15 protein-coding genes are annotated in these 15,627 nt (G+C 71.2%); 6 read left to right on the forward strand and 9 right to left on the reverse strand.

From position 1 onward, the window contains the following. Window positions 1-74 precede the first annotated feature (74 nt). A complete protein-coding gene (locus AC1DW8_RS18900; protein WP_478095494.1) occupies window positions 75-1,268 on the reverse strand; it encodes a glycine C-acetyltransferase in 1,194 nt (397 codons plus the stop codon). Between the two features lie 143 nt (window positions 1,269-1,411). Here AC1DW8_RS18900 and AC1DW8_RS18905 point away from each other — a divergent pair, with 143 nt between their 5' ends. The 4 genes from AC1DW8_RS18905 (at window position 1,412) to AC1DW8_RS18920 (ending at window position 6,271) form a co-directional block, all read left to right on the forward strand. Next, the gene (locus AC1DW8_RS18905; protein ID WP_056772368.1) at window positions 1,412-1,903 is read left to right on the forward strand and encodes a pyridoxamine 5'-phosphate oxidase family protein; all 492 of its coding nucleotides are present in this window, start codon (window positions 1,412-1,414) and stop codon (window positions 1,901-1,903) included. Window positions 1,904-2,009: 106 nt separating this feature from the next. Beyond that, window positions 2,010-2,246, forward strand: coding sequence for an SCO4226 family nickel-binding protein (locus tag AC1DW8_RS18910; protein ID WP_200958956.1), 237 nt, complete (start codon window positions 2,010-2,012; stop codon window positions 2,244-2,246). A 128-nt stretch (window positions 2,247-2,374) separates the two neighbouring features. Beyond that, window positions 2,375-3,202: a caspase family protein gene (locus AC1DW8_RS18915; protein WP_478095495.1), complete on the forward strand. Its 828-nt coding sequence runs from the start codon at window positions 2,375-2,377 to the stop codon at window positions 3,200-3,202. A gap of 3 nt (window positions 3,203-3,205) precedes the next feature. Continuing rightward, window positions 3,206-6,271 carry a CHAT domain-containing protein gene (locus AC1DW8_RS18920; protein WP_478095496.1) on the forward strand — a complete coding sequence of 1,022 codons (3,066 nt, stop codon included), beginning with the start codon at window positions 3,206-3,208 and terminating at the stop codon, window positions 6,269-6,271. Here AC1DW8_RS18920 and AC1DW8_RS18925 read toward each other — a convergent pair. Further along, a complete protein-coding gene (locus AC1DW8_RS18925; protein WP_478095497.1) occupies window positions 6,261-6,830 on the reverse strand; it encodes a dihydrofolate reductase family protein in 570 nt (189 codons plus the stop codon). The two genes, AC1DW8_RS18920 and AC1DW8_RS18925, sit on opposite strands and share 11 nt — an antisense overlap. A 143-nt stretch (window positions 6,831-6,973) precedes the next feature. On the opposite strand from AC1DW8_RS18925, the gene AC1DW8_RS18930 reads away from it, so the two are divergent. Continuing rightward, the gene (locus AC1DW8_RS18930) at window positions 6,974-7,354 is read left to right on the forward strand and encodes a hypothetical protein (protein ID WP_478095498.1); all 381 of its coding nucleotides are present in this window, start codon (window positions 6,974-6,976) and stop codon (window positions 7,352-7,354) included. Window positions 7,355-7,372: 18 nt separating this feature from the next. Here AC1DW8_RS18930 and AC1DW8_RS18935 read toward each other — a convergent pair whose 3' ends face one another. Genes AC1DW8_RS18935 through tdh form a run of 3 tightly spaced genes read right to left on the reverse strand, consistent with a single transcriptional unit; the run spans window position 7,373 to window position 9,433 of the window. Further along, window positions 7,373-7,750: a DUF2568 domain-containing protein gene (locus AC1DW8_RS18935; RefSeq protein ID WP_478095499.1), complete on the reverse strand. Its 378-nt coding sequence runs from the start codon at window positions 7,748-7,750 to the stop codon at window positions 7,373-7,375. Further along, window positions 7,747-8,394, reverse strand: a complete 648-nt coding sequence (locus tag AC1DW8_RS18940; protein WP_478095500.1) for an alpha/beta fold hydrolase — start codon at window positions 8,392-8,394, stop codon at window positions 7,747-7,749. The genes AC1DW8_RS18935 and AC1DW8_RS18940 overlap by 4 nt, the downstream gene beginning before the upstream one ends. 1 nt (window position 8,395) lies before the next feature. Continuing rightward, complete coding sequence (gene tdh, locus AC1DW8_RS18945; protein ID WP_478095501.1) at window positions 8,396-9,433, reverse strand: L-threonine 3-dehydrogenase; 1,038 nt, start codon at window positions 9,431-9,433, stop codon at window positions 8,396-8,398. Between the two features lie 32 nt (window positions 9,434-9,465). On the opposite strand from tdh, the gene AC1DW8_RS18950 reads away from it, so the two are divergent. After that, window positions 9,466-9,966, forward strand: a complete 501-nt coding sequence (locus tag AC1DW8_RS18950; RefSeq protein ID WP_478095502.1) for a Fur family transcriptional regulator — start codon at window positions 9,466-9,468, stop codon at window positions 9,964-9,966. A 7-nt stretch (window positions 9,967-9,973) separates the two neighbouring features. On the opposite strand, the gene AC1DW8_RS18955 is transcribed toward AC1DW8_RS18950, so the two are convergent. Genes AC1DW8_RS18955 through AC1DW8_RS18970 form a run of 4 tightly spaced genes read right to left on the reverse strand, consistent with a single transcriptional unit; the run spans window position 9,974 to window position 15,358 of the window. Then, window positions 9,974-12,175 (reverse strand): alpha-galactosidase, encoded by a 2,202-nt coding sequence (locus AC1DW8_RS18955; RefSeq protein ID WP_478095503.1) that lies wholly within the window; start codon window positions 12,173-12,175, stop codon window positions 9,974-9,976. A 1-nt stretch (window position 12,176) separates the two neighbouring features. Next, entirely contained in the window at window positions 12,177-13,094 is a 918-nt protein-coding gene (locus AC1DW8_RS18960; RefSeq protein ID WP_200958958.1) for a carbohydrate ABC transporter permease, read from the reverse strand. Window position 13,095: 1 nt separating this feature from the next. Next, a complete protein-coding gene (locus AC1DW8_RS18965) occupies window positions 13,096-13,989 on the reverse strand; it encodes a carbohydrate ABC transporter permease (protein WP_056775419.1) in 894 nt (297 codons plus the stop codon). Window positions 13,990-14,005: 16 nt separating this feature from the next. Further along, window positions 14,006-15,358, reverse strand: a complete 1,353-nt coding sequence (locus AC1DW8_RS18970) for an ABC transporter substrate-binding protein (protein ID WP_056775421.1) — start codon at window positions 15,356-15,358, stop codon at window positions 14,006-14,008. Window positions 15,359-15,627 lie beyond the last annotated feature (269 nt).

The raw sequence follows: 15,627 nt of genomic DNA on the forward strand, positions 1-15,627 counted from the left end.
AGGAGTGCGCGGTGCAGCGCGCACTCCTCGCGGGAACCCGCACCTCTGGCACGGGCGCGCACCCGCCCGAGCGCTCAGCCGACGGCGTCGCGGGCCGCGACGAAGGCGTCGACGCACGCGCGCACGTCGGCCTCCGAGTGCGCGGCCGAGAGCTGCACGCGGATGCGGGCCTTGCCCCGCGGGACGACCGGGAAGCTGAAGGCGATGACGTAGACGCCGTTGCCGAGCATGTGGTCGGCGATCTGCGCGGCCTGACGGGCGCCGTCCTCGCCGGGGAACATGACGGGACGGATCGGGTGCGTGCCCGGGAGCAGCTCGAAGCCGGCCTCTGTCATGAGCGTGTGGAAGAGCGCCGTGTTGGCCTTGAGCGTCTCGCGCTTCTCGGCCGAGCTCTCGACGAGCTCGAGGGCGGCCATGGAGCCGGCGACGACGGACGGCGCGACGGAGTTGCTGAAGAGGTAGGGACGCGAGCGCTGGCGGAGCAGGTCGACGATCTCCTGTCGCGAGCTCACGTAGCCGCCGGACGCACCGCCGAGCGCCTTGCCGAGCGTGCCCGTGATGATGTCGACGCGGTCCATCACACCGAAGAGCTCGGGCGTGCCCCGACCGCCGTCACCGACGAAGCCCACGGCGTGGGAGTCGTCGACGAAGACGAGCGCGCCGAACTCGTCGGCCAGGTCGCAGATCTCGTCGAGCGGGGCATACGACCCGTCCATCGAGAAGACGCCGTCCGTGACGACGACGGTCCGCCTCGCGTCGGCCACCCGGGCCGCCTCGAGCTGGGCCCGCAGGTCGGTCATGTCGGCGTTCTTGTAGCGGTAGCGCATCGCCTTGGACAGTCGCACGCCGTCGATGATCGAGGCGTGGTTGAGCTCGTCGCTGATGATCGCGTCCTCGGCGCCGAAGAGCACCTCGAAGACGCCGCCGTTCGCGTCGAAGCACGACGAGTAGAGGATCGTCGCCTCCGTGCCGAGGAACTCGCTGATCTTGTGCTCGAGGGAGGTGTGCAGCGTCTGGGTGCCGCAGATGAAGCGCACCGAGGCCATGCCGAAGCCCCACTCGTCGAGCGCCTTCTTCGACGCCTCGACGACGCCCGGGTCGTTCGCGAGACCGAGGTAGTTGTTGGCGCAGAAGTTGAGCGCCTCCGCCTTGAGGGTCGTCACGTGCGCCGACTGCGGCGACGTCAGCTCCCGCTCGTTCTTGTAGAGGCCGGCGTCCTTGATCTCCTGCAGCGTCGCGGCGATCTCGTCCTTGACTGAGCCGTACATCGGTGTCCTTCGCGGGTCGGTGGGGCGTGTGGCGCCACCCAGCGTATGCCCGGCCGTGTTCGCGGAACCGCTGACGTCCTGGGCGACAGCGGAGGACGCTGGAAGGACGCCCGCGTCCGCGGGCCGGAGGAAGGAGTGAGGTCATGACGACACGACAGGGAAGCCTCGCACTGCTCGAGGACGAGGTGGCGCAGCGGCTGTTGCGGTCTCCGCTGCCCGCGCGGCTGGCGTACTCGTGGACCGACGGGTCACCACGGGTGGTGCCGATCGGTTTCCACTGGAACGGGAAGGAGCTCGTGTTCGGGACGCCGCCCGATGCGCCCAAGATGAGGGCTCTCAAGGACGGTGACCGCGCGGCCGTGTCCATCGACACGGACGAGATGCCCTACAAGGTGCTGCAGATCCGCGGGCGGGTGCGCACCGACACGGTCGAGGGGATCGCCCCCGAGTACGAGGAGACGACGGTCCGCATGCTCGGCGAGGAGCAGGGGCGCGCGTGGCTCACGAACCTCCGGGCCATCACCACCCACATGAGCCGCGTCTTCGTCACGCCCGAGTGGGTCGCGATCCTCGACTTCGAGACCCGTTTCCCGAGTGCGATCGAGCGGGCCATGGAGGAGGCGGCGAGCGCCTGAAGGTCTCACGCCGAAGTCCCTACCGGCGCACGCGACGCGGCGTAGCGTGGAGCCACCGTTCATCGGGGGATCGACGACCTAGCGAGGCGATCACATGCCAGAGTTCATGGACGTTCACACCAACATGCCGGGTGTGACATCGGAAGCACTGATGGAGGCCCACCAGGCCGACCTCGACATCCAGGACGACGAGGGCGTCGTGTTCAAGCACGCCTGGGCCGACCCCACGAGCGGCCATGTGTTCTGCCTGTCCGAGGGACCGAGCGCCGACGCCGTGAGGCGCATCCACGAGCGCACCGGTCACCCGGCGGACGAGATCCACGAGATCACGGTCACGGCCTGAGCCTGCAGACCCCGTCGACCGGCCCCAACCGTTCCTCCTGAACCGGCTGTATCAGCAGCCCCTCAGGAGAACACTGGATCGCAGGGGCCGTCGCGCCCACTGCGCGGCCCGGGTCGAAGGAGTCCACCATGTCCAAGCGCGCGCTGCTCATCGGGGTCAACGAGTACGCGATCCCGGGGGCGAACCTCCGGGGCTGCGTCAACGACGTCCATGCCGTCGCCGGCGCGCTGACGGACCTCTACGGCTTCGCCGAGTCCGACATCACGATGCTCCTCGACGGCGCCGCGACCAAGGCCGCGATGACGCAGGGCATCGCCGACCTCGTCGACACGGCCCGGCCCGGTGACGTCCTCTACCTCCATTACTCGGGCCACGGCTCGAACGTCCCCGACACCAGCGGGGACGAGACGACCGACCACCGCGACGAGATCCTCTGCCCGCACGACCTCGACTGGAACGACCCGCTCACCGACGACTGGCTCCGCACGACGTTCGACCGGCTCGACCCGGGCGCGTCGCTCACCGTCGTCATGGACTGCTGCCACTCCGGCAGCAACACCCGCGAGCCGGTGCTCCTCGGCGGCCCAGCGCCGGAGGTCGTGTCGCGCTTCCTGCCCAACCCCGACGACGAGGCCCGCGGCGGCGGCTTCACGGGGACGCCACGACGCGTCCGCCGCCGTCGCCGCGCCGAGAACGTGCACGTCGTCGACATCGCCGAGACCCTCGTCAGCGGGTGCCGCGACGACCAGACCTCCGCCGATGCGCACATCGACGGCGACTACAACGGCGCCCTGACCTACTACCTCGTCCGGGCCATGCGCGAGGACCCGCAGTCGACCTACCGGGCCCTCCACGCCCGCACGCTCGCCGGTCTGCGCGGCAACTACGACCAGGTGCCGCAGCTCGAGGGGCGCGCCCCGCGCCTCGACCAGACCTTCCTGTCGGGGGTGGGCTGAGCCGTGTCGACCCTCGTGGGCGCCACGCCCCCCGCAGACCACGAGCCGTATGCCGTCCCGACCGGCGCGCATGCGCCTGTCCTTCCCGAGCAGCCGCTGCCCGACCCGCCGAGCGCCGAGGCCACGGAGCCGGCACCCCAGCACGTGGTCACCCCGCCACCCGAGCCGAAGCCGGCCGCCGATGCCGTCCCCACCCCGGCCCCCGACGCCGACCCCGACGCCGACCCGTCGCGGCCGCTGACCCGGGTCCGCATCTCGCACGGCGACCTGCGCTTCGCCCGCCACCACGTCCTCGTCGGGCACTACCCGGGCAGCACCCTGGTCGGCGGCGAGGGCGCCCTCGACGAGCTGCTCGACGGCCGGCTCTCGCGGGCCGCCCTGCTCGGCATCTACCCCGGGCCGATCGAGACGTGCCAGGTGTTCACCGACCCCGACGAGTGGACCCGCCCGCCGGGGGCGGTCGTGGCCGGGCTCGGCCCCATCGGCGGCCTGAGCGCCGCGTCGCTGGCGCGGGCGACCGCCCACGCGGTGCTGACGTCGGCCCTCGGCCACCTCACGGCCGGGGCGTCGGCGACGAGCACCGAGGTGCGACAGCTGAGGCTCTCCAGCCTGCTCATCGGCACCGGTCAGGGCGGACTCCCGGTCCGCGACAGCGTGCAGGCCCTGCTGACCGGGGTGCAGCGAGCCAACGACCGGCTCGCCGACACCGACCTCGGGGTGCACATCGCCGAGCTCGAGATCATCGAGCTGTGGCAGGACCGCGCGCTCCAGGCGGTCGAGGCCCTCGGGTCGTCGCTGACGAGCGGCGAGCTCGCCGACTCCTTCACGGCCGACCTGCGCCTCGAGGAGCGCCCGGGCCGCCAGCGTCGGCTGCTCTTCCAGGAGCCGACCGGCTGGTGGCAGCAGGTGCGGGTGCGCAGCGAGCCCGACGGGGGTCTGTCGTTCGAGGCGTCGATGCGACGGGCGGGCACGCCGACGCGCACCGTCCCGACGCAGCGGGCCCTCGTCGACCGGCTCGTCGAGTCGCTCGTCGACTCCCCGTCACCCGACCCGTCGGCGGCCCGGACGCTCTTCGAGCTGCTCTTCCCCAACGACCTCAAGGCGCAGGCGCCCGACACCGACAACCTCGTGCTGCTCGTCGACCGGGGCTCGGCGCACTACCCGTGGGAGCTGCTCGACGACCACGGCACCGAGGAGGACCGCGAGCCGCTCGGCGTCCGGCGCGGGCTCGTCCGCCAGCTCGAGGGCTCCTCGATGCGAAGCCACGTGCTCTCGGCCACGAGCAGCCGAGCCCTGGTCGTCGGCGACACCGCGAGCGGTCTGAGCGCCCTCCCCGCCGCCCAGAGAGAGGCCCGCGGGGTCGCAGATGCCTTGCGACAGAGCGGTTTCGAGGCCGAGCCGCTCATCGCCGAGAGCGGCACCAAGGTCATCCAGGCCCTCTTCGCGACGTCCTACCGCGTCGTCCACCTCGCCGGTCACGGTGTCTTCGAGTGGCCGCTCGGCGACGGGACGGACGCCACGGTCACCGGCATGGTGCTCGGCAACGGGATGTACCTCACGGCAGGTGAGGTCGGCCAGATGCGGCAGGTGCCCGAGCTCGTCGTCGTCAACTGCTGCCACCTCGGGTCGATGGGGCCGAGCACTCCCGTCGGCCCGGCAGTCCCGGGTGCTCCGGGCATGCCGACCGAGCGCGCCGGCAACTACCACCGGCTCGCCGCGAGCTTCGCGACCGAGCTCATCGACATCGGCGTGCGGGCCGTCGTCGCGTGCGGCTGGGCCGTCGACGACGCCGCGGCCTCGACCTTCGCGGCGACGCTCTACGACCGGCTGCTCTCCGGGCTGACGTTCGGCGAGGCGATCGCCGCGGCCCGCTGGCAGACGTGGAACGACCACCCGGCCGTCAACACGTGGGGCGCCTACCAGTGCTACGGCGACCCCGACTACCGCCTGGCACCGGACGCGGTCGTGCATCGCGCGACGACGGTGCGGCGGGCACCCGCGAGCGCCGAGCAGGCCAGGGTCGAGATCGAGAACCTCGGGCAGTCGGTCGACGTCAGCCGCAACACCCGCTTCGGGCTCGACCGGCTGAGCGAGCTCTACGAGGCCCTCTCGCCCGAGGACCGCGAGGACGACGCGCTCCAGGTGCTCATCGCCCGGACGTACAACAAGTTCGGCGACTTCGGGCACGCGACGCAGTACTTCGAGCAGACCCTCGAGCGGGGCGGGACGGCCCTGACGGTGCGCGACTTCGAGGTCTGGATCGACCAGGTCGTCCGGGCGGCGGCGGCGAGCGACGACCCGGTCGACGACGCGGTCGCGACGATCGAGTCGGCCATCGACCGCCTGCGCACGCTCCTCGACAACCCCGCGTCCCTCGTGCTCGGGTCGCACGCACCCGAACGGGTCGGCTTCCTCCCGGGCGACGCCCCCGGGGCGTCGGGCGGCGTCGGCATCGATCGGCTGTGGCGGGTCGCGAGCGCCTACAAGCGGCTCGCCCTCGTCGCGTGTCCCGAGCGCCCCGGCTCGACCCGCAGCGGCGACTGGACGCGCACGCACGACGCGCTGACGAAGATGTCCGACTGGTACGCCGCGGCCCGGACCGCCTCGGGAGCGACCGACCGACGTCGCCACGGCGCGCTCGCCAACTGGCTCGCCGCCGAGCTGGCCCTGCGCTGGCGACCGGTCGAGGGACGCACCGGCCTCGACCGCTCCGAGGCGCGCCGGCTCATCGACGAGTCGATCGGTGCCGCCCGCGAGGAGGCCTACCTCGCGCCGACCTTCTGGACGGTCGCGGTCTACGGCGACCTGCTCGTCCTCGACGCGCTGTGGAGCCCCCGCGCCACCGACGCGGAGGCCCAGCAGGCCCTCGACCTCTACCGCCGGGCGAGCGATCTCGGCAGCGAGGAGCAGCTGCGCCAGGTGCGCGACCAGGTGGACTTCCTCATCGTCATGGCCGGCACGGAGGCGCAGCGCCGCGCCGAGTTCCTCCAGACCCTGCGCGACGGTCTCGTGGCCCTCGACGCTCCTCCGCCCGGCACGGACGACACGGACGGCACGGTCACCGCGTGACGGCATACCTCGCGTAGGTCGTGCCGCCGGCGAAGCGGCGGTGCTCGAGCAGCTCGAGGTCGAGGCGTATGCCGTCCGGCAGGGTCCGCGTGCCGCCACCGACGACGACGGGCACCGTCAGCAGGCGCAGCTCGTCGACGATGCCGGCGCGCAGGGCCTCGGCCGCGAGGGCGGGGCCGCCGATGCTGACGTCGCGGTCGGCCGAGGCCACGAGCGTGGCGACGGCGGCGGGGTCGAAGTCGCGCTCGAGCCGCGTCCTCGGCCCCGACACGGCCTCGAGGGTGCGCGAGTAGACGACCTTCTCGGCCGCCTGCCAGATGCGGGCGTAGTCGTGCTCGACGGCGTCGTCCGGATCGTCGGAGTCCTCGGTGGGCACCGTCTGCCAGTAGACCATCACGTCGTGGAGGCGGCGTCCGGTGAGATAGGTGCCGACGTCGCGCTCGAGGTCGTTGACGAACGAGTGCACCTCCCGGTCGGGTGCGGCCCACCGGAAGCCGCCGGCGTCGTCGTTCACGTAGCCGTCGAGCGAGGCGATGGTCGTGTAGATGAGGCGGGCCATGTGTTGACTCTGTCACTCACGCACGCTCAGGGCACCTCGTTCGAGTGGGTCCTGCGCCTGCCCGAGGTCTAGCATTACCGGGGTTTGCGCCCGGCCACCCCGGGCCGATCCCCCTCCATCCCCCACCCTCAGGGAACGCTCTCGTGCTCCGACGCCTCACCCTCGCCTGCGCCACGGCCGCCCTCGCCCTCCCCCTCGCGGCCTGCAGTGGCAGCTCGCCCGCCTCGTCCCCCGAGGCCGCCGCGCATCCCGACTGGGCCGCCGTCGCCGAGCTCGTCTGCCCGTCGAGCGGCGACACCCAGGGGTCGCTGGCCGAGCACAAGATCACGTGCACGGGAGCGCAGGGCAAGCCGCTCGAGGCGGCCTTCTACGACCAGGCCGTCGAGCTCGACCGGCGGGTCAGCACGTTCGAGTGCACGAACGGCGTGAAGTCCGTGGCCGGCAAGAACTGGATGGTCCCCGCCGTCACGGACGAGAAGGTCGTGGCCAAGCTGCTCGACGCCGGCGGCATCAACCTCTGCTGAGCCCGCCCACCCCGCAGCTCAGGACGACGAAGGAGCCGCGTCCCGGCGGGCGAAGGGACCGAACCACGTCAGCACCGTGTTGACGACGATCACCACGGCGACGACGACGGCCCACGCGCGCGGCAGGACCGCGAAGGCTGCGACCGCAGCGCCTCCGAGCACGACCACCTTCGTCAGGACGCCGAGCACGGGCACCTGCACGACCGCCCTGGGCGCCGCGAAGAGTCCCCAGAGGGTGACGGCGGCCGCGGGGACGAGGACGCCGCCGAGCACGTGGGCGGCGGTGGTGGTCCCGAGCCCGGCTCCCCAGACCGCGAGCAGGACGACGGCCAGCACCTCGACGCCGAAGGCGATGACGTCATTGGCGTTGACGCCGGCGACGGAGCGCGCGGTCACGGGTCCGGCTCGTCGAGGAAGGCGTGCGTGAGGTCAGCGAGCTCGCGCGCCGACTCGGTGTTGACGAGCGCTCCGGCCCCGTCGACGACCTGCAGACGTGCGGTCGGCAGGTGCTGCGAGAGCTCCTGCGCCGCGACGATCCCGGCCTTGTCCCTCGACCCGGCGACGAGGAGCACCGGCGCCGCGACGGCACGCAGCGACTCCGTGCCGTCGAAGCCCTTGAGCGCGTCCAGGACCGCGAGCATCCGCGGGCGCGAGACCCCCCCGTCGACGAGCCTGCTCTCCGGCACGAGACGCATCGCGAGGCGCTGCATCCGCAGGGCCCCCCGGCCCGGGCGCACGAGCGCACCGCCGAGGACGAGACGCCCGACGAGCTCGGGCCGCTCGACGGCGAGGCGCAGCGCGACGCTCGCACCCACCGAGACCCCGACGAAGTCGGCCTGCTTGACGCCCTGGAGCTCGAGCTCGTCCGCGACGCCCGACGCCGCGTCTCCGAGGTCGAAGCCGACGGGGTCCTTGGGCTTGAGCCCCTTCATCCAGGGGGCCGTCATCGGGCGGCCGGCGCCGTAGGCCGACACGAAGTCCTGCCACGCGATCGGCGACTGGCCGAGACCGTGCAGCAGGACGAGCGGGCGAGGGGCCACGTCAGCTCCAGTCGAGGACGACCTTGCCGCACTGGCCGGACCGGGCGGTCTCGAAGGCCTCCTCCCACTGCTCGGCCGGGAAGCGGTGGGTGATGACCTGGGCGACCGCGGACCGGAAGCGCTCGGACGTCGCGATCATCTGCGACATGGCGTACCACGTGTCGTACATCTCGCGGCCGTAGATGCCCTTGAGCGTGATCATGTGGGTGATGACCTTGCCCCAGTCGAGCTCGTAGGACTGGTGCGGCAGGCCGAGGAGCGCGATGCGCCCGCCGTGGTTCATGTTGGCGATCATGTCGGTGACGGCCGGCGCAGCACCGGACATCTCGAGCCCGATGTCGAAGCCCTCCTTCATGCCGAGGTGGGCCTGAGCGTCGGCGAGGCTCTCGCGCGTCACGTTGATCGTCAGGTCGGCACCGGCGTGCTCGGCGAGCGCGAGGCGGTAGTCGCTCGCGTCGGTGACGACGACGTAGCGGGCACCCGCGTGCCGTGCGATCGCGGCGGCCATGACGCCGATCGGGCCGGCGCCGGTGATGACGACGTCCTCGCCGACCATCGGCCACTGCAGGGCCGTGTGGGTCGCGTTGCCGAGCGGGTCGAAGACGGCGCCGAGGTCGGGGTCGAGGTCTGCGGGCTGGATCCACGCGTTGCTCGCCGGGGTGACGACGTAGTCGGCGAAGGCGCCGTCGCGGTTGACGCCGATGCCCTCGGTGCGGATGCAGAGGTGGCGGCGGCCGGCGCGGCAGTTGCGGCAGCGGCCGCACACGATGTGGCCCTCGCCGGAGGCACGGTCACCGACGGAGATGCCCGTGACGTCCTCGCCGATCTCGACGACCTCGCCGTAGAACTCGTGGCCGATGACGAGAGGCGGCGTGACCGTCGAGGCGGCCCAGTCGTCCCAGCCGGCGAGGTGCAGGTCGGTGCCGCAGAGGCCCGCCCGCAGGACGCGGATCTTGACGTCGGCGGGCCCGCACTCGGGCTCGGGACGGTCGACGAGCGAGAGGCCGGGGCCTGCGGTCAGCTTGGTGAGTGCGCGCACGGGGAGAGTCTGCCACTGCCGATAATGGGAGCGTGCCCCCCTCTGCCGAGAGCCCCGCCCCGAGCCCCCGGGTGGCCGCCGCCGTCGCGCGGCTGCGGTCTGCCGGTGAGCGCGTCACCCCGGCGAGGTATTCCGTCCTGCACGTCGTCGACGCCGCCGACCTCGCCGACGAGCACCTCACCGCCGAGCAGATCGGCACCCGCGTGGCCGACGTCGAGCCGAGCGTGCACCGGGCCACCGTCTACCGCACGCTGACCTCGCTCGTCGAGACCGGCGTCCTCTCGCACGTGCACCTCGGCGGGACGGCGACGGTCTACCACCTCACCGAGCCGTCGCCCACCGAGCAGCACGAGCACGCCGCCCACGACCACGGACACGCCCATGTCCAGTGCCACGTCTGCGGGCGTGTGCTCGACGTGGCACCGGACGTGTTCGACGAGGTGGCCGCGCGGCTGCGAGCCGACCTCGACTTCACCCTCGACACCGGTCACGCGGCCCTGCTCGGCACCTGCGGCGACTGCGCGACGCCCTGACCGCGGGTCAGAGGGCGCGGAGGTCGAGGAGGTAGCCCTGGGCCGGGCCCATGATCGGGACCGGCAGGCCGACGGTCGTCAGGACCGACCCCGGGACGACGACGCCGTCCTCGCCGAGGGCCGGCTCCCACCAGCCCGGCGGGGTGTTCTGCACGACGGCGGGCAGGCCGGCCTCGGGACGCACCCGGACGGCATACGACCTGCTCGGGTCGAGGCCCGGAAGGGGCAGCGCGCCGGTCGCGGCGTCGCGGCCGGTCACGAGACGGGCCACGGTGTAGGCCGCCCGGCTGCGGTCGCCGTCGACGGTGCCCGTGACGATGACCGTGCCGTCGGGGCTGTCGGAGCGCACGAGGTCGCCGGTGTGGAGCAACGGCCGCAGCTCGCGCGCGAGCGCGGTCCACCCCGTCAGCGCCTCGAGCTCCTCGTCGGAGCACTCCGTGATGTCCCACTCGAGACCGGCGTGACCCTGGAGCGCCATGAGCGTGCGGAAGCCGAACTCGACCGTGCGGTGCGTCGTGTGGGCCGTGGCCGGGCCGACGTGCGTGCCCATGAGCTCGGCCGGCACGAGCAGGCTCGTCCAGCGCTGGATGTTCGCCCGCTCGAGCGCGTCGTTGCAGTCGCTCGTCCAGATGCGGTCGGTGCGGTCGAGCACGGCCAGGTCGACGCGCGCCCCACCACTGCTGCAGGACTCGATCTCGAGCTGCGGGTGACGCGCCCGGAGGTCGTCGAGCAGGCGGTAGAAGGCCAGCGTGTGCGCGTGGACGGCCGGGACGTCGACGAGGCGCCCGGACGAGCCGTCGACGGTGTGCACCGCCTCGAGCAGGTCGCGGTTGTGGTCCCATTTGATGTAGTCGATGCCGATGTCGGTGACGAGCCCGCTGATCCGCTCGAGCAGCTGCTCGCGCGCGGCGTCGTGCGTCAGGTCGAGCAGCTGCTGCCAACGCCACTCGCGCGGTGAGCCGGCGGCCGGGCGCAGCACCCACTCGGGGTGCTCCCGCACGAGGTCGCTGTCCTCGTTGACCATCTCGGGCTCGAACCACAGCCCGAACTCGAGGCCGAGGCCCTTGACGTGGTCGACGAGCGCGCCCATCCCCTCGGGCCACACGTCGCTGGAGACGACCCAGTCGCCGAGACCGGCGCGGTCGTGGCGACGCCCGCCGAACCAGCCGTCGTCGAGGACGAAGCGTTCGACGCCGATCCGGGAGGCCGTGTCGGCCAGGGCTCGGAGGTGCTCGAGGTCGGTCTCGAAGTAGACGGCCTCCCACGTGTTGAGCACGACGGGACGCGGCCGCGACGGGTGGCCGGCGCGGGCACGAAGGCTGCGGTGGAGGCGGCGCGAGAGGCCGTCGAGCCCCTCGGTCGAGTGCACGAAGACGACCGTCGGGGCGGCATACGACTCCCCGGGTGCGAGGCGCACCTCGCCGGGAGCGAGCAGCTCGGCCCCGCCGATGACGGCGTGGTGGCGGCCGGCACCCTCGGGCAGCGCCTCGACGAGGTGCTCGTGGTTGCCGCTCCACGCGGTGTGCACGGCCCAGACCTCGCCCGAGCGCCAGTCGAACCCGGCCGTGCCGGCCATCATGAGCAGCGTCGCGTCGTGGCCGGTGCGGCCGCGGCGGCTGGCGCGCAGGTGGGTGCCGTGGTCGAGGCGGCTGCGCTGCGGCGAGCGCTCGCGACACCAGCGGCCGGTGAGGTCGAGCACCTCGTCGGCGCGCAGCGGCAGCGGCAGGATCGCGCGCAGCGCCGAGACGTCGAGCGGAGCGGTGTCCTCGCCCGTGTTGGTCACCGACGCGTCGACGCGGAGCACGCCGTGCTCGTCGAGCGCGTGCCGCAGCTCGAGGCGTATGCCGTCCGGCGAGCTCGCGCGGGTCACGAGAGTCGTGCCGTCGGGCTCGCAGGTCACGTCGTGCCAGCGCACGGCACCCGCGGAGCCGGCGCGGTGGCCGGCCCAGCCGGGCGTGCCCGACCAACCGTCGGCCTCGCCGGGCAGCACGGTGAGGGGCCACGGCACGTCGAGCGCGCTGTGGCCGACAGGAGCGAGCGTCAGCGCGGGAAGGGCGGCATACGTGCTCGCCCCGCCCTCGAGCGCGGGCCCCCAGTGGATGACCTCGGGCAACCCCGAGCCGCCGGGGCGCGGCTCGAGCACGAGCGCGGTCCCGGCGGACTCCAGGTGGACGGTGGACTGGGTGGACTGGTCGGTCAGGTCGGTCACGTCATCCCTTGGTCGCGCCGAGCGTCAGGCCGGCCACGAAGTGTCGTTGGAGCACGAAGAAGATCACGAGGGTCGGGATCGCGACGATCATCGACCCGGCGGCCACGAGGTTGTTGTCCGTGAAGAACTGGCCCCGCAGGTTGTTGAGCGAGCTCGTCACCGGGAACTTGTCGCCCTGCTGGAGCAGCACGGTGGCCCAGAAGAACTCGTTGTAGATCCACGTCGTCTGGAGCACCGCGAGCGCGGCGAGGGCCGGCCGGCACAGCGGCAGCGTGATCTGGAAGAACTGCCGCGTCACGCTCGCACCGTCGATGACGGCGGACTCGTAGAGCTCCTTCGGCAGCGCCTTCATGTAGTTGCTGAGCACGAAGGCGCAGAAGCCGATCTGGAAGGCCATGTTGACGAGGATCAGGCCGACGAAGCTGTTGAGCAGGGTGCCCGAGTCGCTGATCCACAGGGGCACCTCGATGGCGCGGAACATCCGGTAGACCGGGATGAGCAGCGCCTGGGGCGGCAGCAGGTTCGCTGCGAGGAAGAAGCCGAGCAGCGCGAGGTTGAACTTGAACGAGAAGCGCGCGACGACGAAGGCCACGCAGCACGACAGGAAGAGCGTGAGGATGACGGCGGGGATCGTGATGATCGCCGAGTTCGCGAAGTGCAGCCCGAAGTCGGCCTGCTGCCACGCGTTCGTGTAGTTGTCGAACGTGAACCCGCCCCACGAGACGTAGCCGTTCTTCGCCGTGAAGGCGTAGTCGCGGAACGAGTTGACGAGCGCGAGGAGCAGCGGGAAGAGCCAGATCAGCGAGATCAGGGTGAGCATGACCGGCAGCAGCCAGCGGCGGCCGGACTGCGGGCCCCCCTCGTGCGGCTTGAGGAGCGCCTGGCTGCGCTCCTCCACCGGGTCGGCGGCGAGGGACATGTCAGTCCTCCTTCATGGCGATGCGCAGGTAGATGAAGACGAGCACGCTCGAGATGAGCAGCATGATCGTCGCGAGCGCTGACCCGAAGCCGATGCGGCTCGCCTCGCCGACGACGTTCTGGGTCACGAGCGTCGAGATCAGCTCGAGGCCGTTGCGGCCCTTGTTGATGACCCACACGAGGTCGAAGGCGCGCAGCGACTCGATGAAGGTGACGACGAGGACGATGATGTTGATCGGCCGCATCACCGGGAAGACGACCTTGAAGAACGTCTGCGACTCGCTCGCACCGTCGATCTTGGCCGCCTCGCGCAGCGACGGGTCGACGCCCTTGAGACCGGCCAGGTAGAGCAGCATGATGTAGCCCGCGTGGCGCCAGCTCGCGGCCACGAGCGCGGCCCACAGGTTGACGTTCGGGTCGCCGTACCAGTCGGTCGTGCCACCCGTGATCGCGTTGATCAGTCCCTGGTCGCGCGAGTAGATGAGCTGCCAGATGAAGCCGATGAGGGCCAGCGACAGCACGACCGGCAGGTAGATGCTCGTCTGGTAGAACCGCGTGCCCGCCACGCCACGGTCGACGAGCACGGCGAAGAGCATGCCGAGCGGCGTCGCGACGAGGAACATCACGGCGAGCCAGATCAGGTTGTGCTGGATGGCCGGCCAGAACGGCGGGTAGATCGTCGCGATGTCCCGGTAGTTCTGCAGCCCCACCGACTTGATGCCGGAGAGCGGCCCGATCCCGTCCCAGTTGGTGAAGGAGAGCAGGACCGAGCCGATCGCCGGCAGCCAGACGAGCCACAGGACGATGAGGGTCGGCACGATGACCATCAGCGACACGACGACCTTGTCGCGTGTCGACAGCTGGTCGATACCTCTGTACTTGCGCTTGCTCGCCATGGCGGCTCGCCTCCCGTCAGGAACCGAAGATGCTCTTCTTCTGGGCCTCGATGCTCGTGAGGAGACCGTCGATGTCCTTGGGGTTCTTGATGAAGCTCTGGATCGCCGGGATCATCACCGTCGAGGCGAAGTCGGGGCGCGTGTCGCGGTCCATGAACTGCGCGATCGACTTGGCCGACTTGACGTACTCCAGCGACTTCTTCTGCAGGGCCGTGTAGCCGCTCGTGTCAGCCGTCTGGTTGGTGGCGATGACGCTCGGGTCGGCCTTGAGCGCGAGCAGCTGCGCCTCGGGCTGGGAGATGTACTGGAGCAGCTTCTTGGCGCCGCCCTCGTTCTTCGGCTTGGCGCTCATCATGTAGCCGTCGATGGGTGCCTCGATGGCGTCGGTGCCGATCGTCGAGTCGATCTCCGGGAAGGTGAAGAAGTCGAGGTCGTCCTGCTCGGCACCCTTGGTGAACTGCTGGGCGAGGAACGAGCCGAGGACGTACATGCCGGACTTCTTCTGCTGCAGCGACTGTGCCGCCTCCTGCCACGTGCGACCGAGCGAGTCGGCCTGGTGCAGGGGGAGGATGCCGGCCCAGGTGTCGAAGACCTTCTTGACCTTGGGGTCGGTCCAGGCCTCCTTGCCGGCCATCAGGCTGACGTGGAAGTCGTAGCCGTTGACGCGCAGGTTGATCTGGTCGAACGTGCCCATCGCGGGCCAGCCGTCCTTGTCGCCGAAGGCGATCGGCGAAAGGCCGTCCTTCTTCATCTGGGCGCCGAGGGCGTTGAGGTCGTCAAGGGTCTTGGGGACCTCGTAGCCCTTCTCCTGGAAGACGCTCTTGCGGTAGAAGACCGCCCACGGGTAGTTCGTGATCGGCACGAAGTACTGCTTGCCGTCGGCGGCGGTCGAGGCCTTCTTGAGGGCGTCGGACATGCCGGTGATGTTCTTCCACACGTCGGAGACGTCGCCGACGAGGCCCTTCTCAGCGAAGAACTGCATGCGGTAGCCGGCGAACCACGTGAAGACGTCGTCGGGCGAGCCCTGCAGGTAGTTGTTGATGTTCTCCTGGAAGGAGTTGTGGTCGACGGTGTTGATCTTGACCGTCGTGCCGGGGTTGGCCTTGGCGAACGCGTCCATGTAGGACTGGACGGCGGCCTTCGGCACGGCGTCCGACTGGTTGGAGCCGACGGTGACGGTGCCGGTGACGGCCCCCGTCGGGACGCCGGTGCTGCCCGTGCTGCCGGAGCTGCACGCGGCGAGGCCGCCCGCTCCGAGCAGGGTGCCGACGCCGAGGGCGCCGCGCAGCAGGGTCCGACGGTCGACGCCGCGGACGGAGGGGGGAACCATGCGGGCCAGGTACTCGGCCTCGCTCGAGGGGCGGGTCATTGCGGTCTCCTTTGACGCTGTGCCGGGTTCGTTGTCGATAGGAAGCGACAGAGTCGAACATCTGCCACCAGAAACCTTCAACAACAAACAGAGGATGTCGGCGCCCGGTGGCGCTGTCAAGGGATTCGTCGAGACCCACAGCCGTCTGCGACCGAACCGAGACCTTCACAGGGCGCTGACCTCCGGCTTTACACCGTTGTAACGCGATTCGCGCCGCATGGGGAGCCGGTCCAGCGACCCGTCCCGACAGCGCCGGCGGCGTCCCACGG

Source organism: Terrabacter sp. P2_E3 (assembly GCF_056403915.1).

Coding starts and splice junctions, on each gene's coding strand:
- AC1DW8_RS18900 (WP_478095494.1), bottom strand. CDS start 1,268: ATGTACGGCTCAGTCAAGGACGAGATCGCCGCGACGCTGCAGGAGATC.
- AC1DW8_RS18905 (WP_056772368.1), top strand. CDS start 1,412: ATGACGACACGACAGGGAAGCCTCGCACTGCTCGAGGACGAGGTGGCG.
- AC1DW8_RS18910 (WP_200958956.1), top strand. CDS start 2,010: ATGGACGTTCACACCAACATGCCGGGTGTGACATCGGAAGCACTGATG.
- AC1DW8_RS18915 (WP_478095495.1), top strand. CDS start 2,375: ATGTCCAAGCGCGCGCTGCTCATCGGGGTCAACGAGTACGCGATCCCG.
- AC1DW8_RS18925 (WP_478095497.1), bottom strand. CDS start 6,830: ATGGCCCGCCTCATCTACACGACCATCGCCTCGCTCGACGGCTACGTG.
- AC1DW8_RS18960 (WP_200958958.1), bottom strand. CDS start 13,094: ATGTCCCTCGCCGCCGACCCGGTGGAGGAGCGCAGCCAGGCGCTCCTC.
- AC1DW8_RS18965 (WP_056775419.1), bottom strand. CDS start 13,989: ATGGCGAGCAAGCGCAAGTACAGAGGTATCGACCAGCTGTCGACACGC.
- AC1DW8_RS18970 (WP_056775421.1), bottom strand. CDS start 15,358: ATGACCCGCCCCTCGAGCGAGGCCGAGTACCTGGCCCGCATGGTTCCC.